Source organism: Bacillus sp. URHA0034, assembly GCF_056280405.1.
Genome location: NZ_JBWCDK010000002.1, coordinates 23,032 through 42,461, shown reverse-complemented (window position 1 = coordinate 42,461; position 19,430 = coordinate 23,032). Strand labels below are relative to the sequence as shown.

General features: G+C 39.4%; 18 protein-coding genes and 1 pseudogene. 12 read left to right on the top strand and 7 right to left on the bottom strand.

Annotated features, from left to right (window positions below):
- Nucleotides 1–19: 19 nt before the first annotated feature.
- Nucleotides 20–190, bottom strand: a complete 171-nt coding sequence (locus ACZ9EE_RS02415; protein ID WP_476025096.1) for a hypothetical protein — start codon at nt 188–190, stop codon at nt 20–22.
- Entirely contained in the window at nt 190–369 is a 180-nt protein-coding gene (locus tag ACZ9EE_RS02410; RefSeq protein WP_476025095.1) for a hypothetical protein, read from the bottom strand. The genes ACZ9EE_RS02415 and ACZ9EE_RS02410 overlap by 1 nt, the downstream gene beginning before the upstream one ends.
- A gap of 129 nt (nt 370–498) precedes the next feature.
- Between ACZ9EE_RS02410 and ACZ9EE_RS02405 the strand changes: the two genes are divergently transcribed.
- Both ACZ9EE_RS02405 and ACZ9EE_RS02400 read left to right on the top strand, forming a co-directional pair.
- Nucleotides 499–906 carry a hypothetical protein gene (locus ACZ9EE_RS02405; protein WP_476025094.1) on the top strand — a complete coding sequence of 136 codons (408 nt, stop codon included), beginning with the start codon at nt 499–501 and terminating at the stop codon, nt 904–906.
- A 190-nt stretch (nt 907–1,096) separates the two neighbouring features.
- Nucleotides 1,097–1,967 (top strand): annotated as a pseudogene (locus ACZ9EE_RS02400) (MBL fold metallo-hydrolase).
- Between the two features lie 9 nt (nt 1,968–1,976).
- Here ACZ9EE_RS02400 and ACZ9EE_RS02395 read toward each other — a convergent pair.
- Both ACZ9EE_RS02395 and ACZ9EE_RS02390 read right to left on the bottom strand, forming a co-directional pair.
- Nucleotides 1,977–2,897, bottom strand: coding sequence for an alpha/beta hydrolase (locus ACZ9EE_RS02395; RefSeq protein ID WP_476025093.1), 921 nt, complete (start codon nt 2,895–2,897; stop codon nt 1,977–1,979).
- Nucleotides 2,898–3,201: 304 nt separating this feature from the next.
- A complete protein-coding gene (locus tag ACZ9EE_RS02390; protein WP_476025092.1) occupies nt 3,202–3,858 on the bottom strand; it encodes a YczE/YyaS/YitT family protein in 657 nt (218 codons plus the stop codon).
- Nucleotides 3,859–4,417: 559 nt separating this feature from the next.
- Between ACZ9EE_RS02390 and ACZ9EE_RS02385 the strand changes: the two genes are divergently transcribed.
- Both ACZ9EE_RS02385 and ACZ9EE_RS02380 read left to right on the top strand, forming a co-directional pair.
- Nucleotides 4,418–5,263: an STAS domain-containing protein gene (locus ACZ9EE_RS02385; protein ID WP_476025091.1), complete on the top strand. Its 846-nt coding sequence runs from the start codon at nt 4,418–4,420 to the stop codon at nt 5,261–5,263.
- A gap of 460 nt (nt 5,264–5,723) precedes the next feature.
- Nucleotides 5,724–6,173: a hypothetical protein gene (locus tag ACZ9EE_RS02380; RefSeq protein ID WP_476025090.1), complete on the top strand. Its 450-nt coding sequence runs from the start codon at nt 5,724–5,726 to the stop codon at nt 6,171–6,173.
- A gap of 136 nt (nt 6,174–6,309) precedes the next feature.
- Here ACZ9EE_RS02380 and ACZ9EE_RS02375 read toward each other — a convergent pair whose 3' ends face one another.
- Both ACZ9EE_RS02375 and ACZ9EE_RS02370 read right to left on the bottom strand, forming a co-directional pair.
- The gene (locus ACZ9EE_RS02375; RefSeq protein ID WP_476032827.1) at nt 6,310–6,756 is read right to left on the bottom strand and encodes a lysostaphin resistance A-like protein; all 447 of its coding nucleotides are present in this window, start codon (nt 6,754–6,756) and stop codon (nt 6,310–6,312) included.
- A 175-nt stretch (nt 6,757–6,931) separates the two neighbouring features.
- Nucleotides 6,932–7,204, bottom strand: coding sequence for a hypothetical protein (locus ACZ9EE_RS02370; RefSeq protein ID WP_476025089.1), 273 nt, complete (start codon nt 7,202–7,204; stop codon nt 6,932–6,934).
- Nucleotides 7,205–7,444: 240 nt separating this feature from the next.
- Here ACZ9EE_RS02370 and ACZ9EE_RS02365 point away from each other — a divergent pair, with 240 nt between their 5' ends.
- The 6 genes from ACZ9EE_RS02365 (at nt 7,445) to ACZ9EE_RS02340 (ending at nt 15,224) form a co-directional block, all read left to right on the top strand.
- Complete coding sequence (locus ACZ9EE_RS02365; RefSeq protein WP_476025088.1) at nt 7,445–8,461, top strand: SDR family oxidoreductase; 1,017 nt, start codon at nt 7,445–7,447, stop codon at nt 8,459–8,461.
- A gap of 83 nt (nt 8,462–8,544) precedes the next feature.
- Nucleotides 8,545–9,249: a response regulator transcription factor gene (locus ACZ9EE_RS02360; RefSeq protein ID WP_476025087.1), complete on the top strand. Its 705-nt coding sequence runs from the start codon at nt 8,545–8,547 to the stop codon at nt 9,247–9,249.
- Nucleotides 9,246–10,247: a sensor histidine kinase gene (locus ACZ9EE_RS02355; protein ID WP_476025086.1), complete on the top strand. Its 1,002-nt coding sequence runs from the start codon at nt 9,246–9,248 to the stop codon at nt 10,245–10,247. Before ACZ9EE_RS02360 ends, ACZ9EE_RS02355 begins: the two co-directional genes overlap by 4 nt.
- Before the next feature lie 86 nt (nt 10,248–10,333).
- Nucleotides 10,334–11,098, top strand: a complete 765-nt coding sequence (locus ACZ9EE_RS02350; protein ID WP_476025085.1) for an ABC transporter ATP-binding protein — start codon at nt 10,334–10,336, stop codon at nt 11,096–11,098.
- Nucleotides 11,073–12,932: an ABC transporter permease gene (locus tag ACZ9EE_RS02345; RefSeq protein ID WP_476025084.1), complete on the top strand. Its 1,860-nt coding sequence runs from the start codon at nt 11,073–11,075 to the stop codon at nt 12,930–12,932. Before ACZ9EE_RS02350 ends, ACZ9EE_RS02345 begins: the two co-directional genes overlap by 26 nt.
- A gap of 228 nt (nt 12,933–13,160) precedes the next feature.
- Complete coding sequence (locus ACZ9EE_RS02340) at nt 13,161–15,224, top strand: molybdopterin-containing oxidoreductase family protein (protein WP_476025083.1); 2,064 nt, start codon at nt 13,161–13,163, stop codon at nt 15,222–15,224.
- 278 nt (nt 15,225–15,502) lie between these two features.
- On the opposite strand, the gene pdxR is transcribed toward ACZ9EE_RS02340, so the two are convergent.
- Nucleotides 15,503–16,954, bottom strand: a complete 1,452-nt coding sequence (gene pdxR, locus ACZ9EE_RS02335; RefSeq protein ID WP_476025082.1) for a MocR-like pyridoxine biosynthesis transcription factor PdxR — start codon at nt 16,952–16,954, stop codon at nt 15,503–15,505.
- Between the two features lie 133 nt (nt 16,955–17,087).
- On the opposite strand from pdxR, the gene ACZ9EE_RS02330 reads away from it, so the two are divergent.
- A complete protein-coding gene (locus ACZ9EE_RS02330; RefSeq protein WP_476025081.1) occupies nt 17,088–17,705 on the top strand; it encodes a LysE/ArgO family amino acid transporter in 618 nt (205 codons plus the stop codon).
- 288 nt (nt 17,706–17,993) lie between these two features.
- Entirely contained in the window at nt 17,994–19,355 is a 1,362-nt protein-coding gene (locus ACZ9EE_RS02325; RefSeq protein WP_476025080.1) for an MATE family efflux transporter, read from the top strand.
- Nucleotides 19,356–19,430: the final 75 nt, after the last annotated feature.

Here is a 19,430-nt window from a genome sequence, read left to right as displayed (position 1 = left end):
TCTTCAAACAACCCCTTCATTAATAAGAGTGGAAAAAATTATAAGTTAATGGAATAAGCGGTAATAATAGAATAAAACAGCCACAGACGATAAGAAAAAAAGTATGATCTGATTCTTTCAGCTTAAGTTCTTCTTGATATAATTTTTGAATTTGTCTTTGCTTTAGATCAAAGGATCCTTTCTTTTTCATTAATATTTCGCCTCCAGATACTTTAATTCTTTGCTGTTAAAATTTATATAATTAGACGGTTTTGAATCGAGAAAGTTACCATTGAAAATAAATGATTCAATTAATGGATATGTCGAATTACCAGTACTTTTTGGTGTTTTTTTAAAACGAAAAGGAATGATAAATTTGCCATCCTTCATAAATAAGAGATATCAATCGTCAGCTTGATCACTTTTCTTATTCACACACTGGCTAATGACAAGCACCATCCCTCTTTTTCCTCATATACATGAAAAGATTTACAGATTAAAGAGAGGGGATGCTGCATATTGTATCCAAATGATCCTTACCAGCCTTTCTATCCATACTACTATGACTACAGACAAGGACTATTTCAAAAAATTCTGGCTTGTTATCAGCAAAAGCGATGGATCAGATTATCTTTTCGAGATGGGACAACGGCAGAAGGTTTTATAAAATCTTTTGATCCTTTAAGGGGAGTACTAATTTTTGTACCGATGCAGCGGTATATGATTACGTGTGAAGGGGTAAGGGTTGATTCTTTGCAAAAAGCTAAAAATTGTATCGGCAAAAGGTCCACATTGTCCCTTTCCAACCAGATTAGCCTAGCATTCACAATCGAAGCAGTTGACCAATCTCAAAATATTGGTGGATGGGTTAACATAAACGATCTTATGTCGGTATCTGGACAGGTAGTAGACGCGAATTGCATTTAGAGAGTATGAATATAAGATAAAAAGGGCGATGGCAAACAGGGATGTCATCGCCCTTTTTGCGACAGTAAAGTTTCTTAATGTCACCTTGATTGAGATACATGATTCGGCTCAATAGCATGCTTTCAAGCTGTCCGAAGAGCAAAAACGATTACATTATGAGCCAAAAATTAAGAATGGAGGGGATCCAATTATGCATTCAGTTGAAAGCATTGGTAAAAGGTTCTGGTATATGACGCCAGTATCAGAGACCGACCGCCCTATCCTAGGAATGGTCGTTGGTGAAAATAAGACATTAATGATTGATGCAGGAAACTCAGAAAAACATGCTCAACATTTTCTTGAAGAGCTGTTAAAAAGGAAAGTTCCCCAACCAAATTTAGTTATCCTCACTCATTGTCATTGGGATCATATCTTTGGCTTATCTGCTTTAACGAAGGCAGTATCGATTTGTTCTAAAGAGACAAAAAGGGGAATAGAAAAATTGATTGACCTTTCGTGGTCAGATGAAGCCCTAGATGAAAGAGTAAAAAAAGGAACAGAGATTGAATTTTGTGCAACGGCCATTAAGAAGGAATTCTCGGATAACCGAGAGATTACCATCGTATTACCTGACTTAACTTTTGAGAAACAAATAGAAATTGACCTGGGAGGGGTAACCTGTATCGTTCAGCAGGTAGGGGGGCAATCACGCATCCGACTCCGTGGTTGTATTTATCAAAGAAGAGAAAATTCTCTTTTTAGGGGATTGTCTTTACCCTGATATTTTTTCTGAAAAAGAAAACTATACCATCGATGAAACTTTGCTGCTTTTAGATAGATTAGAGTCCTTTGACGCGGATACATACGTGCTATCTCATTGGAAGCCACTTTCAAAAGAGGAATTCGGCAAGGAAGTTGCGATGCTTAGAACGATAGCAGGGTACACCGCTATGTTTGACGGTGAAAAACAGAAAATAATAGAGCAATACGAGAATAATGTAGCGAGAAAACTGACAGATGACGAAATGGCGACCATTACCGAATTTGTGAACGGTTATAAATTTCAACAAAAAGAATTTTGAAATGTGGCCTTAGCTAAGCTTTAAGTACTTATCTAGAAATCGGAGTACACGGCGTGCATACTCTTTTTTATGAAAAAGATACGAATTAATGTGTTGACAATCTTTCGTCAGCCATAATTCTTTATGGTTATCGGATGAGATAGATTGAACGATTTTTTCACTCTCAGCAAAAGGAATCGCTTCATCCGATTTACTATGGATGATGAAAAACGATTTTCCTTTCGTATTTTTCACATGATTAAGGGGTGAAACTTCAGTGGGGTCGATTTTGAGGAGTATTCTCATAGAATGATAAATAATTGGTGTAAATAGCCTTTTGGGCAGCTTGGTCCAGTAAGAAAGATTTTCTTTTAAAAAAGGTCCTAATTCACTAAAGGGACTATCGGCAATGATGACGGATACAGCAGGATGTTCGCAGCCGGCAATAAGAGCAGCTGCAGCTCCCATACTCCAACCAAGGAGAGCAATCTTTTCCTGGCTTTTTTCCTGAATAGCATATTCAATCGCCGAATACAAATCGTGCCTTTCGAAATATCCGATCCCTGTGGTTCTTCCCTTCGACTTGCCTGCATTACGAAAGTCAAACATCAGGACATTATATCCATTTTCTGAAAGAACTTTAGCGAGTTGTAGTCCTTCAATCCCTTCCATGGCACGTTCATTCATATAGCCGTGTGCCGTGATGACCGTTTTTTTGCTTTGGTTTGAAGCTGCAGGGATCCACCAGCCAGACAGCTGAACTTGATCTTTTCGGCTGAAGAATACAATATCTTCGAATTCCAGACCATATTCCTTTGGAGTTTTCATGGTTTTTGCCGGGAAGGGATGAGTTAGATACAGTCCGATGGAAACAGGGGCTAGAAAAAGTAAAGCGGGTGCTGCTAATAATGGGCGCCAAAGTGATTTACCTTTTTTCTCCTTGCTCAACATCGTCTCCTCCTTTCCATGTAAGCATTCGGTACTTTATCGTATGCCGACGAACATAAAAACGGAAAAGTTCTAGAGTCCATTTTATGACTGTTTTTGAAAGGGAGAAGAGGTAGTAATGAACGGCGGAGAGATTGGAGTAATGTTTTTAAATAGAAAAGTAAATAAACTCGAGCAATAGAAAGGATGACTGTTCCCGGTCATGATATGGACGCTTTTGCCGATATTGTCAGATTATGCGCTTCCCTAGGAAATAAGGAACTTATAACGAAAAAACCGCTACTTTGAAATAGAGGTTTTTCAGTGATTACTTATTAAGGTCAACGGACGTAGGTAAGGCTGCTCGAGTATTTCGCAATAATGGTTCTGCAAGTTGTTTCCGGAAGTATTGGACAAGTGGGCCGGTACCAAATGCCATGATGACGGTGGCGACCCCCACGATGGCCCCGAAGGAAAAACCAATCACTACACTTATTACATCAGCGAAGATTCGAGCGAGGATAAATGGTATTTTATTATGCGATAATTTTTGAATGATTAGTGGCATTGCATCCCATGGCGAAATGCCCAAATCGGATGTCATATAAAGGGCAACTCCGATTCCAATTAAGACTACCGCAATAAGTAGGAATAAAATTTTGGTAACGAACAGCACAGAAGAGCCGAATAATACATGGTAGCCATTTACGAAAAAATCGGAAATGAAACCGATTCCAACCATATTAACAAGCGTACCAAACCCAATAGCATTTCGGACAAAAATAAATTGTATAATAAGTAGGAATAAATTAATGATTAATTGATAAACCCCGAACGAAACATCTAAAAATCCACTAACCCCTAAATTCATCGTGCTAAAAGGGTCAGTACCAAAATGACTTAAACGTAATAGGGCAACGGCAATTCCGATAGATAAGTTTCCGAGCACCGTCATAAAAATTCTTCTTATATCAAATAAATGCATGACTATTTCCTCGCCTTCAGTGCATGGTTGAAAATTGTACCTACCATGTAATCATAGTATTTTCATAGAGGTGCTTCAACATAATTATTTTTCTAAAGGACAATTAAGCGAGTTCATAACCACTATATAGTACAAGAAGAAGGAGCTTCGACAGTTATGAGGGGTTTATAACCCCTGTACAGTCCAAGAAAGAGGAGCTCCGACAGTTATGAAAGGTTCATAACCCCTGTACAGTCCAAGAAGGAAGAGCTCCGACAGTTATGAAGGGTTCATAACCCCTGTATAGTCCAAGAAGGAAGAACTCCGACAGTTATAAAAGGTTCATAACCCCTGACAGCTCTCAGGCATAAACCGCGGGTAAAATCTGTGCACCCTCACTGAGGCCAAGGATAATGGTTAGGTTTTCATTTGCTTTTGGCTGCCGTTTCAGATAGAAAGAGAAATCTTATACGAAAGTGGCAGGAAAGTACAATAAGGTGATGCATACAGCAAGACTTAAGTGATAAGATAAGTTAAAATTTACTTAATAGTAGATTGAATTGGTTGAGGGGGAGTTAAGTTGCATAGAAATAAAGAATTACACTCGTTTCTATTGGATAAGGCAAGAAATCTTACAGAGGAATGGTATAATTCTCTAGATAAAAATGACCCTTCAGGAGTATATGCCTCGGATGACGCTAAAGTAATCAATACTTTAAAAAAACAAAACTTTGACTTCCATTTTCATCTTTGTGAGGTCTTTATTAAAGAGGAAACAGCGTTCCTTGAAGCATTTCAAAAATGGATCCTTTCAATTGCTCAAGATCCCCAGCATTTAAACACACCAACCCAATTTATCTTAAGAGAATTTTTCAGGGTTCGGGAACAGTATCTTGATTATATTAAAGATTTTGTAGCTCTACATAAGGGTGAGTTTCCCGATGAGGTGATAGATAGCTGGAATCGAGTGATTTTAAAAGCATTTGATAAAGTTATTTTAGGCTTTGTTGAAGAGCATCAATACTATTTAGAAGGAAAACTATCTGCGCAACAGGAACTTATACTGGAGTTAAGTTCACCGGTTATTACTCTTAACAACGAGGTAGCGTTACTTCCACTTGTGGGTGAAATCGATGCAAGACGGGCAAAGGTAATGCTTGAAAAAACATTGAACCAGTGTGCCAATCTGGGAGTAAATTTTCTTGTTATTGATTTATCAGGTGTTCCAATCATTGATACAATGGTAGCACATCAAATTTTCCAACTGATAAAAGCATTGGGATTAATGGGGGTGACACCTAGCCTTTCTGGAGTTACACCTGAGATAGCACAAACAGCCGTACAGCTAGGACTCGATTTTAATGGTATTTCCACCTATTCTACTCTACGCCAAGCTCTGAATTCGATCGCTATTATTAAAAGATAACATGTTTTTTTGTTTTGTCGATTAGCTGCCACAAAACGGTGGCTTTTTTATTTAGGCTGTGTTAAAGCATATTGTTGATTTTTAGCATGTTGATTGGAGCGGAAGGCGGCGAAGTCTCCTCGAAAATGCTATCGCATTTTCTTCGTGCGTGGGCGGATTCGAGGATGAATTTCAATGTCCTGTGGGAGTACGGGGGAGACCCCGCAGGCGCTTTCATCGCCGAGGAGGCTCCCCGGCACGCACGCGGAAAGCGAAGCCGACTGGAGCGCAAATCAACATACAAGATTAACACAGCCTTTATTTAAAATAGAAAATAGGTGCTGCGGCGACCTTACTATCTCTATAAAAGTTTTACAAGGAGTTGCTTTGATGGCAGCTCTTTCTTATTGAAATAACGTGGAAGTATAATGGGAGAAGTAGTAATATTATAGTTCATTTAATAGTTAGTGGAAGTGATAACATGTTTGTTTATTATTTTATGCTCATACTTGGAGCCTTATTTGTAATAGGTGCAGTAATTACCTTAATTGTGATGTATGGTACCACAGGCTTTCGATTGTTAAATGTAATTAAATGCCTGGGAATCTTATCTATTGGTGTTTTACTTTTAACGTTTACTCTCCCAAGCCTGAAAGATGTTGTGCTAAAAAAATATGATGTTGTAAGTGGAAAGTGTGTGATCGATATAGATTCAGGAGGTCGTTCGTCTGAAGCGGACTTTAAAATGCTAGATACAGATGAAATGTTTACCTTCAAAAATATTCCTAAACTTGATGCTTATGGAAAATCAATCCCTTATTATTGTGATGTGACAGTTACAAAAGACCATATGTTTGAAATTAGTTATAAAATATATGATGCCAAAACACGAGAGTTAATAGTAACAAGTAAAAATCATATCATTCCATGATAGGATATTTAGTCATGATTGACAAATTGATAACTTTCAAATGTTGTAACAACATTTGCCATTCTTTTTAAATCACTTTTCATCTAAAAAAGATGCCAGATACCCTGCAAAAACAGCAAGGTGGCTGGCATCTTTATTAACGTCTCGTAAATTTATATTTACTCAACGAAATAAATAAGAAAACTCCAAGAGAAACAATAGTCCACAATAGTGAGATAGCCGGATCAATATTTGTGACAACAAATAAGGATGGAAGGTCACCCAAGGCAGAGTTCCCCATTGTGAAGAACCATCCCAATAGCATATTATTTGCTGCGTGCGCTCCAATCGATAATTCGCTACTGTTCGTTTTTGCAGTGATATAACACCAAATAAATCCAGTTATCAAATAATCCGCTCCAACCAATATAGGGGAGTATCCCATTTCAGGATTGGTGAAATGGAGTGCGCCAAAAATGAAGCCTGCGCTAAGTGATAAAAGAAAAGGAATGTGAATCCATTTTCCCAACATCTGCATGAGATATCCTCTGAAAAATAATTCCTCACATGTCGTTTGAATGGGAGTTAAAACCAGCACGAGCACAAATAAAATCAAAAAATCAGAAACTCTGACATCGTTTAAGGAGTAATCCCCAGGGTTTACCAGGAAATCGATGGTGGTAGTCAGAGCTAAGATGACAAAGTAGGTAGAAAATCCAAAGCCTATTCTCTTCCAATCAATTTTTCTATTGGGCGTAATGAGCGATGTGAATTTCCGTTTATGAATGAAACGAATCACAACAAAAAGGCCTAAAAGCCAAAAACAAGAATGGGGTGTTCATCAAGGCAAAATAAAGTAACGGGTTAATCCCAACATACTCCTCTTTACTAAAATCATAATAGGTATGGGGGTTTCCATCCGTATTCACAATCCATTCACTGATGATGGCATAAGGCAGCGACCCGACAACGATAAACAGAAAAATGACAATCAAGGAAAATAAATACCGTTTCCAGCTATTCTTGCCTTCTACTATTCTTATAAAATTCAATTATAGTAACACCAACATTCTAGAGGATTTGGTAAATCTGGACAAATTAGTACATGATTGATTATATTAATCAATTACGAACATTATTACCTGGACAATTCCCGATTTAAATCTATTAAAAAGTCGAATCTGATTGTAAGATTATAGAGTTGAAAAAAAGGAATTTTGAAAACAATATAGAATATTTATTTGCTAACGTTTAATTAAATAGATCACGTTAGAATTAACGGAGGTGTAGAAATGAAAGCGTTATTTATCGGCGGGACGGGAACGATTAGTTCGGCCATTACGAAGCAATTGGTCACAATGGGATGCGATCTTTACCTTCTTAATAGAGGGAACAAAAAGGATCGCTTGCCTGAAGGGGTAAATTTACTGCAAGCGGATATTAATGATGAAAACCAGGTTTCCAGATTGATTGAAGATTTAGAGTTTGACGTTGTCGCTGATTTCATCGCGTTTGAACCTGCGCAACTGGAAAGAGATTATCGCTTATTTAAGGGGAAAACGAAACAATTTATCTTTATTAGCTCTGCTTCAGCCTACCAAACTCCTTTGTCCGACTATCGAATTACAGAAGGAACGCCATTATCCAATCCATATTGGCAATATTCGAGAAATAAGATAGCCTGTGAAGAGTATTTGCTGAAACTTTATCGTGAGGAAGGCTTTCCCATCACGATTGTAAGACCAAGTCATACCTATGACGAACGTTCCATACCACTTGGCGTACATGGAAGCAAAGGTTCCTGGCAGGTAGCCAAACGAATGCTCGAGAATAAACCTGTTATTATTCATGGGGATGGCACTTCCTTGTGGACAATGACACACAATCGTGATTTTGCAAAAGGCTTTATTGGCCTAATGGGCAATCTCCATTCCATCGGTGAGGCTGTTCAGATCACGTCAGATGAGAGTCTTACTTGGAATCAAATTTACGAAGCAATCGCGGACGCGCTTGGAGTAAAACTGAATGCGATTCATGTGTCATCGGAATTTTTGGACGCTTGCAGTAAAGAGGATTACAGGGGAGGATTGTTGGGGGATAAGGCCAATTCCGTCGTTTTCGATAATTCTAAACTAAAACGACTGGTTCCCGATTTTGTCGCTGCGACCCGATTTGACCAAGGGGTTAAGCAAACGGTCGAATACATAGTAGCTCATCCTGAACTGCAAATTCCTGATGAGGAATTTGACCATTGGTGTGACAGGGTGGTTGACGCATTAAATAGTGCCATAAACATGATTAATGAATAGATTCAAGGTCGGCCAGTACTGGCCGGCTTTTTCTCTTTTGTAATCTGTGCCATAATGGTATCTGAAACAAGGAGTGATGGAACTTGCAAAAAATAATGATTGTTGAGGATGATCCTAAAATTGCCGAACATTTGAAAATACATATTGAAAAATATGGCTATGATGTAACGTGCGTGATCGACTTTGAACATGTAATGACTGCATTTTATGAAATAAATCCAAATCTGGTTTTGTTAGATATTAATTTACCGAGTTTTGATGGGTATTATTGGTGCAGGCAGATTCGGAAAGAGTCTGTGTGTCCCGTCATTTTTATCTCGGCACGAATTGGTGAGATGGATCAGGTAATGGCATTAGAGAATGGTGGAGATGATTATATCACCAAGCCATTTAGTGCGGAAATTGTTATGGCCAAAATCCGCAGCCAGCTGCGCCGTGCTTATGGGGAATATGCCACCAATCATAAGGATCGGGTTATAGAAAACGCAGGTCTTACATTCTTTCCGGAAAGAATGGAGTTGACCTTTGGTACCAAAACCATCTCCTTATCAAAGAAAGAATCAGATATTATCGAGAGCTTAATGGAACGATATCCACGGGTGGCCGGTCGTGAAGACTTGTTAGAGAAACTCTGGGATGACCAAAGCTATGTCGATGAAAATACATTAAATGTGAATATCACGAGAGTTCGGAAAAAATTTCAGGAAATTGGGCTAATTGATGCAGTGGAAACAGTAAGAGGGGCCGGGTATCGGTTAAACCTTTCTTGGATGGAAGCTGTGGAATGAGATTGTTTTTTAAGGAATATTCCTTACTGATTGTGGTACAGGCTGTGCAATTGCTTGTCATCCTTTCCATCTTATGGCTTGATGGATATCGCGATATCCTGCTATTTTTTTATGCTGCTTTTCTTAGCTTTTTCATTCTTGGCTGCTATCTTATTTATTATTATTTATCACGTAAGAAATTGTACCAGCGCCTGAACCACCCGTTAGAGTCACTAGATGACAGCTTTCAAAAAACAGATGACGCGCCGATTTCTATCGCCTTCGATCGGTTGTTGCGTGACCAGTACATGCTGTTTCAAAGTCAATTAGAATTAGTCGAAAAAGAGCAGGAAGAGCATCGGAAGTTTATGGATCAATGGGTGCATCAGATGAAAACCCCTTTGTCGGTGATTGAACTAACGGCCCAAAATTTAGATGAACCCGAGTCTTCCAGCATTCGGGAAGAGACCGAACGGATGAAAACAGGCTTGAACACGGTCCTCTACATGGCACGGCTACGAACAATCGAACAGGATTTTCATATTAAGCCGGTGAATCTCTCAAAATTGATAGACGAAGTGAACAGAGAGAATAAACGATTTTATATTCGCAACAAAGTCTATCCTAAGCTAGAGGTTGAAAAGGAAGGAATGACGGTGGAGACTGATGAAAAGTGGCTGTTTTTTATCCTCTCCCAGCTGATTAATAATGCTGTCAAATATTCTTTCAAAACCAGTAATCGGATTGTCATTTCCCTTTATGAAAGAGGGAAAGAGGCCATTCTGGAAGTAAAAGACTTTGGAATTGGCATACCAGAAGAAGATAAACGACGGATATTTGATCCTTTTTATACCGGGGAAAATGGCAGGAAATTTCGAGAATCCACGGGAATGGGGCTGTATTTGACGAAGGAAACATTAGATACCCTCAGCCACAGAATCGAAATGGAGTCAGAAGTAGGCAAAGGGACAACCTTCCGCATCATTTTTTCAGAAACTCAAAACCTTACAAACTTGTAAGGAAAGTGAAAGAAGAATCGATAGTTAGGGCAGAACGGAGCACGGTATACTAATCACAGATCAAAATGAGGAAAGGGGATCTGGTGATGTTAGAAGTTAAACAGGTAAGTAAAATTTATGAAGGTAAAATTGCCTATAAAGCATTAAACCATATTAATTTATCAATTGAAGATGGGGAATTTGTGGGCATCATGGGGCCTTCTGGGAGCGGGAAAACAACTCTTTTGAACATGATTGCGACGATAGATGAACCAACAACTGGTGAGATACTAATAAATGGAGGGAATCCACATCGTCTCAAAAGAGAAGATTTGGCAAAATTCCGTAGACGAGAACTCGGGTTTGTTTTCCAGGACTTTAATTTGCTACATACGTTAACCGTGGAGGAAAATATTGTCCTTCCGTTGACTCTTGATGGGAAAAAGGTCAAAGAGATGAAACAAAAGGCACAGGAAATCGCGGGAAAATTGGGGATTGCCTCGATCATGAACAAGCGTACCTATGAAATATCAGGTGGTCAGGCACAAAGGGTGGCTGTCGCTAGGGCGATGATTCATGTGCCCAAGATGCTGCTCGCAGATGAACCGACCGGGAATCTTGATTCGAAGTCGTCGAAGGATGTCATGGAAATGTTGGAATCGATCAATAAGATGGAACGCACCACGATGTTACTGGTGACCCATGATCCACAGGCGGCTAGTTATTGCCATCGGGTCATTTTTATCCGAGACGGAAAGTTCTATTCAGAAATTCATCGCGGGAGTAATCGTCAGGCCTTTTTCCAAAAAATCATCGATACACTCTCTTTACTAGGAGGGGATGGCCATGACCTTTCGCAGATTCGCGTTTAATAATGTCGTTCGCAACAAACGGCTGTATGCGGCATACTTCCTAAGCAGCATGTTTACAGTGATGGTATTTTTTACATTTGCGATTTTCGCCTTCCACCCGTCTTTAACTGGAAGTAAGATGAATTTATCCGTCCAAAAAGGGATGAATATTTCGGCAGGAATCATCTATGTCTTTTCCTTTTTCTTCGTTCTCTATTCAATGAGTACATTCTTAAGTACACGGAAGAAAGAGTTCGGGCTATTGATGATGCAAGGGATGTCCGTTAGGCAAATTCGTTTAATGGTATTCATGGAAAACATGTTGATTGGCTTTTTTGCCACATTAGGCGGGATATTGCTGGGATTGATTTTTTCGAAAGGGATTTTATTGATAGCGGAAAATGTGCTTGTCTTGGGTGACGCACTCCACTTTTATATTCCGATTCAAGCCGTTATGGTAACGTTCGGTTCCTTTATATTGTTATTTTTCATTATTTCGTTATTTGTATCCTATGTTTTACGCAGTCGAAAGCTGATTGACTTAATAAAAGGAAATAAGAAGTCAAAAGGCGAACCAAAGGCGAATATCTTTCTAACGGTTTTGGCCGTATTCCTACTCGTAATGGGATATTCAGCTGCGTTACTTGCAAAGGGAACCATCGTAATCATCGCGATGCTGCCCGTGATTATTGTTGTGATTATTGGTACTTATCTGTTGTTTACCCAGTTAAGTGTTTATTTGATCCGGAGATTTAAAAGGAATGATACCATTTTTTGGCGCAAAACGAACATGATTCTCTTATCAGATCTTTCGTTCCGAATGAAGGATAATGCTCGCACTTTTTTTATGGTAGCCATTGTTTCTACTGTGGCATTTAGTGCAATTGGGACGTTGTTTGGATTTCAAACCTTTTATACGGCAGGGATGAAAAATAACTATCCTTATACTTTTTCCTATGAAACGGTTGACCACGATAACCAGGATACAGCTGTTATTAATAAAACGATTAGGGAAGAAAAGATGGAAGCGAATCACGAGCAAACGACGCTTAAGTTTTATGAGATTGGCCATGATTCCATCCTTATTGCTAGGGAATCGGATTTTAATCGGTTTGCTGTTTTACTGGGAGAAGATACAATTACGATTGAAAAGGGTCAGGTTAAAGTAATTGAATTTGCTGGAAATCCATTTGGACAAACCAAAGAATTAGTCAAGCAAACGATTAAATTGAAATCAGGTGTTACATTAATTCCGGGTGAAGTGATTCATTCAAGAGCCTTACCAGCTACTAATTCTTATTACGTCGTTTCTGATCAGGATTTTGAGGAACTGCCCGCTCCGTCAAAGGAAGAGCATTATCATGCATGGCAGGTAACGGATGGGAAAGAAAACATTTTAGCCGCTTCCAGAAAGTTAGCGGAAGTACTTCCTCCTCATGATTTTTTTGCTAGGGATTATAATATATATCAATTAAATAAACAATATGGACTAGTATTATTTGTAGGCTTATTTATTGGAATTGTCTTTTTTGTCTCGGCAGGAAGTTTCCTTTATTTCCGGCTTTATGCGGATTTAGAGGAAGACAAACAAAAATTCCATTCGATCGCAAAAATGGGCCTTACAGAGAAAGAATTGAAAAAGGTACTTACTAGACAAACGGCGATTCTTTTCTTTGCACCGATTTTAGTGGCACTGATTCATGGTGCGGTAGCACTTACTGCTTTGTCGCACCTATTCTTTTATGACTTAACAAAAGTATCGTTCGCCGTACTAGGTATATTTTTACTCATTCAATTAGTCTACTTTTATATTGTACGCTATTTCTACACGAAGCAGGTTAAGACGGTTCTGTGATGTATACTATTTACATGATGGAACGGCTGGAAAAGTAATAGTCAAATAAAAGGCGGGGCCAATCGGTCTCGCTTTTTTAATCATAACGGTAAATCACCTAAAAAATTGGTATAATGGGTCTAATAAAAAAGATAGAATTCTTACTGACGGAAAATACTATAATACGTATATAATAGGAAGATTTTTTACATAGCATGATGTCTGACACTAATAGAAAGGAGACCTACTATGAGCTCTTTTGTGGATTTCCCAAATGGTATTTTCCCTTCCGTTTGTTCACTAGACTGCCCGGATCAATGCGGGTTGCTTCTTCATAAAAAGGATGGAAAAATTTTTAAGGTAGAGGGTGACCCCCATCATCCAGTCACTAAGGGGTTTATTTGCAACAAGGTTCGAAAAATGACCGAACGAATCTATGATGAAAAGCGGCTAAAATTTCCAATGAAACGCAGTGGGGCAAAAGGAGAGGGGAAGTTTGTCCGAATAAGCTGGGAGGAAGCAATTGAAACGATTACCACCCGCTGGAAGGAACTGCTGCAGAACGAGGGGGCCGAAAGTATTCTGCCTTACAGCTTTTATGGAAATATGGGAAACCTTAGTGCTGAAGGAATGGACCGCCGCTTCTTCCATCGTTTGGGGACCTCTCAGCTTGACAGGAGTATCTGTAATTCAGCCGGTGCAGTCGGTTATAAATATACAATGGGCGCAAGTTTCGGAACCGATCCTGAAGATACCATCCATACCAAGCTGTTTATTTTTTGGGGGATTAATGCGGTTAGTACCAACATGCACCAAGTTGCTCTAGCCCAACAAGCCCGGAAACGTAATGGAGCTAAAATCATTGTCATTGATGTCCATAAAAATCAAACGGCTAGATTAGCAGATTGGTTTATTCCGATTTTACCAGGGACTGATACCGCTCTGGCTCTAGGACTGATGCATATTTTATTTGCCGAGAATATGGTGGATTCCCCCTTTTTGCAGCAATACACGGTCGGTCATGAGCAGCTGCGTCAACATGTAGCGCAGTATGACCCTGTTTCCGTATCAGACATTACCGGTATACCGGTCGAGGATATTGTTCAACTGGCAAGGATGTATGGGAAAACGTCCCCTTCCTTTATTCGGATTGGCAATGGCCCGCAGCACCACGACAATGGCGGTATGTTTGTGAGAACGATTTCCTGCCTCCCTGCTTTAACAGGACAGTGGTTCGTAAAAGGAGGCGGGGCGATTAAAGGAAATTCCGCTTACCTGGCGCACAATACGACGAGTTTGCAGCGGCCAGATTTGTTGAAAAATAAAAAAACGCGCGTGATTAATATGAACCTGCTGGGAGAAGCCTTGCTCACTTTAGATCCCCCCGTAAAATCGCTCTATGTATATGGGACTAATCCAGCCGTTGTGGCACCAGCTGGCAACAAGGTTAGAAGAGGATTGAAACGGGATGACTTATTTACGATCGTCCATGATTTATTTTTAACGGAAACGGCTAGTTACGCAGACATTGTTTTACCAGCCACATCTTCCTTTGAAAATACCGATTTTTATACATCGTATTGGCATCATTATATTCAGCTTCAACAGCCTGTAATTGAACCATTCGGGGAAGCAAAGTCAAACGTGGAAGTGTTCCGGCTGCTGGCTAAAGGAATGGGCTTTACGGAAAGAGCTTTTGATGAGACAGAAGCAGAATTAATTGGACAATCACTAGCGAATCCCATGAATCCTTATATGGAAGATATCACTTTCGAATCCTTAATCGAACATCATTATCTTAAGGCAAAAGCAAAATTTCCTGACAGGCTCCCAACACCGAGCGGCAAAATCGAACTATATTCAGAAAAGATGAAAAAGGACGGCTATCCTCCATTACCAACCTATGTACCTTTAAAGAATGACTCTGAACACCCCTTTCAATTTATAGCAGGTCCAAACCATAGCTTTTTAAATTCAACCTTTGCGAACCAATCAATACATGTTGGCCTTGAAAAAGAGCCTCAAGTGGTTCTCAATCGAAACGATGCCAAAAAATTGGAAGTGGGAAATGGAGAAAAGGTCCGAGTTTGGAACGAACAAGGGGAATGTATCCTAAAAGCAAGTGTTGGAGACAACGTCCTTCCAGGTGTGGCAGTGACTCAAGGCCTCTGGGGAGCAGATCAAGGAACAAAACAGCTGGTCAACTCCCTTACTCCCGACCGTATCGCAGACATGGGCGGGGGAGCAACATTTTTTTCAGGAAGAGTTTCCATCGAAAAACAACTGGTGCCTGACACCATTAATCACCCATAGATATTACTTATTATCATTCCTGTGTCGTTCATCAGGTTTATTGAATAGAGGCTGACCCAATAGGTGGCTGATGAAAATTTTTTACACGCTGTTGATTGGAGCGGAAGGCGCGAAGACTCCTGCGGGAGTACGGGGCAGGGGAGACCCCGTAGAAGCGAAGCGACGAGGAGGCTTCCCGTTCCGCCCGTGAACCGCTCGTACCTGGAGCGGAAATCAACAGACTGATTTAATGTATAAAAAACAAGGTGCCCCTAAAATTTATACTTTTGGGACACCTTCTATTTTGCTATTGTTCTTATGATTTGCGATAAGCGTTTAAGACCATTCTCAATACTTGGAAGAGAAGCAAATGAATAGGAAATACGAAGAAACTGTTCAGCATGATGATCATAAACATTTCCTGGATTCAGTAAAATTCCTTCTGATAATGCCATCTCAAATAATTTTCTTATCGAGAGTGAGGGTAACAACCGGAGCCAAATATAAAATCCTCCAGTGGGTTTCTCCCAAACTGCAAGATCAGAAAAATACTTGTTCAAAGTAGCTAACGTAAAATCTCGACGAGTTTTCAATTGTTTTCTTACGTCATGAAGATGTTCAGTGTAAAGTCCACTAGAAAACCATTCAACTGCTGCCCATTGTGAGACAGAACTAGACCCATAATCGGTTTGCATTTTAATATCGGCTAAGTGCTCCACTACTGGTTCTGGACCCACAATCCAACCTATACGCAGCCCAGGACTCAAAGATTTAGATAAACTTCCCAAATAAAGGACAAGGCCATGTTTGTCAAAAGCCTTAATGGGTTTAGGCGGTTCTTCATCCAGCCATAATTCTCGGTAAACATCATCTTCAATCAAAGGCAGTTGTTCTTGTTGGCAGGTATCTAGTAATAGTTTGCGTCTGTCCTTCGTCATTAAGGTCCCAGTAGGATTATGAAAGGTTGGAATGGTATAGAGTAAAGCTACAATGTGTTGTTTTTTATATGGTGAGATCAACTCCGTTTGAATTCCTTCTTGATCCATAGGAATGCCCATTAAACGCATGCCTGCTGATTGAAAGACATTTAAAGAATGAAGATAGGATGGCTTTTCTGTTAGTACGGTTGACCCCCTATGCAATAACCCCACACTGATCAGCTGTAAGGCCTGTATCGCGCCTGATACGATGAGAATAGAAGAGGGTGAAGCTTGAATTCCTATGGTCTTTAAATAGGTTGCGATTTGTTCTCTTAAGGGCAGCAGCCCTTTTGGTTCTTCATAGCCATAAGAAATTTCTCTATTGGACATTCGGTTGAAAATTTTTTTCATAGATTCTCCAGGAATAAGAGTTGGTGACAATTCCCCAGTGCCCAATCGAATGATGTTAGGCGTAAATTCAGCTTGATTTATTTCTTGAATCGTTGGCAGGTTTGGCTTATGCGTTCCGAATTTTACATATGAATTCCAATCAGGAGGAGGGGTCGTAGCTAACAGATTCCACGTATTATTTACGACTCTTGTTCCACTCCCGCTTTTTCCCTCAATAAGTCCTTCGGCTAATAATTCGTCATATGCCGTTACAATGGTGCTTCGATTGACTCCTAATACCGTTGCTAACGTACGCTGGGGAGGGAGCTTATAGCCGATAGTCCACTCACCATTTGCTATTTTTTCTTTCATAAAATCCGTTATTTGCTTATGTAATGGAATTGGCGAAGATTTATTTGGTTTCCAATCGGTGTTAAACATTAGAGGTTACTCCTTTTTTCTATTTATTATATAACTTGGTTGGTTTGGATTCCATCCAATTGGTTGGAGACAAAAACGAAATTACCTAATACAATAAGACTCGTTGAATGATAGAAGAAAGGGCGAAATTAGAATGGTAGAAGCATTTTTTCATGGGTTTATTCTTGCGCTGGGGCTGATTCTTCCGCTTGGAGTGCAAAATGTATTTGTTTTTAATCAAGGGGCGCTGCAGCCGCGTTTTGTACAGGCGTTACCAGTCATCATTACAGCCTCTTTATGTGATACCCTTTTGATCCTGGTATCTGTTTTGGGTGTTTCTTTTCTAATTTTAGGTTCATTTTGGATTAAAATGATTTTAATTGGGGCGGGTTGTATTTTTTTACTCTATATGGGATGGACCACATGGAATAGTAAACCAAGTAATCAAGGAGAAGCAAGTAGGAATACATTTTCATTAAAGAAGCAAGTATTGTTTGCAGCATCGGTTTCTTTACTGAACCCTCATGCCATCCTAGACACTGTGGGTGTGATTGGAACAAGTTCATTAAGGTACCAAGGGGAAGAGAAAGTAATCTTTGCTTTTTCCTGTATTTTGGTTTCCTGGCTTTGGTTTTTTGGACTTTCATTGATTGGGCGAATAACTGGAAAACTTGATCCATCTGGCAACTTTTTGTTGATCTTAAATAAAATATCAGCCCTCGTCATGTGGGGGGCAGCAGTCTATCTTTTGTTTACTTTATTGCGTAACTAGAACTTGCTAATGTGGCAATAGAGATGAGTTGAAAAAGAATGAAATGGATAAAGGACCATTAAGTAAGTCATGGGGAAGGTTCAAGCGGCTTTTGAGTCAGAGGACTTTCTCCATGACATTTCGTATGAATACTCAAATTTGGTTCCTGCGGTCAGGTATTAAATATAGAGGAATTATGGATACTTTATAGAATACCTATTATACAGGAAATGGATTATTGCTTAATTAGATAAAAGCAATGAACCATAGTAGATATAGTCATATAAAGGGTCATAGGAGAATAACTGTATGTTTAAAGACTGGAAAAAGATATTGCTGCTTGCCATACCTTCGATTGCTTCATTTGCTTCATCAACACTTACAGGAACGATCAATCTCATATTAGTAGGTCAACTAGGTGCGCTGGCGATTGCAATCGTGGGGGTTTCAAACATAATTATGTATAATGCTTGGGCATTATTTTCTGGAATAGGGCATACGACCAATTATTTAGTGGCACAGAATTACGGATCAAATACGATGAAAAAAGGCGTGGAACGTACCTATATAGCCTTTTATCTTTGTATAGCGGCTGCGACATTAGTATTATTGGTTGGTTTACTATTTCCAGAAGCCATTTTTAAGCTGTTGGGAAGTTCACCTGAGATGATTAGAGAAGGTAAAAGCTATTTACAATTACGTTTTTTTGCGATGGTATTTTCGATTTTCACCTTTGTTATTCATGGATTTCTCCGCGGGATTGGAGATACCAAAACGCCAATGATCAGTACCATATTAGGCGGAGCCATAATGATTTTTCTCACCTATGGGTTAACTTACGGACATTTTGCTCTTCCTAAATTAGGTTTGATCGGGGCAGCTATTGCCTTTTTTACGGGAGAATTGGTCACGTTTCTCTTTTGCGCTTATATTTATTTTATTAAATTACACCCAAAATATGAAACACGTAAAAGAATTGCTTTTGACCCTGCCGAATCAAAATTAATTTTTGGAGAAAGTGCCAAATTAGGCATACAGGAATTTTCAATGGCCATGGCCATGTTTGTTTTTACTGCATTTGTTACGAGATTAGGGACGAATGCGTTGGCCGCCAATGAAGTGGCCTTAAGTGTAATGAGTCTTGGATTCATGCCTGCATTTGCATTTGGATCAACGGCGACGATTCTTGTTGGTCAAGAAGTCGGGCGAGGTAAACCGATATTTGGAAGAAAAGCAGGGACGAACACTTCCATTTTGGGTTGTATATTTCTATTGATTTTGGGTGTCATTGAATTTTTCCTGGCAGAACCGATTGCCAAGATCTATACCCACGATATTCAAGTCTACAAGATAGCGGCCGAATTAGTCATGATTTCAGCCTTTTTACAGTTGTTTGATGGACTATTAAATTTCTATGCCGGTGGTCTAAGAGGAATTGGTGACACATCGTTTTTATTAAAAATCTCTTGTGTGTTAGCGTGGCTATTTTTTGTTCCACTCAGTTATCTATTAACTTTTATCTTAGAGTGGGGCAGTATTGGCGCATGGATCGCCTTATACTCGTATCTCACGGTGTTTGGAATTAGTGTAATGGTTCGCTTTTATCGAACCAATTGGGATTCCGTTAAGTTAAAATCGGTTGAAAAAGAATACCAGGACAGTATTATTTAAAAAAATGAGACATAATTCAAAAGGAAACAAAAATCGATATAAATTTGAAACACTCAATGTTGTTCAATCAACCGT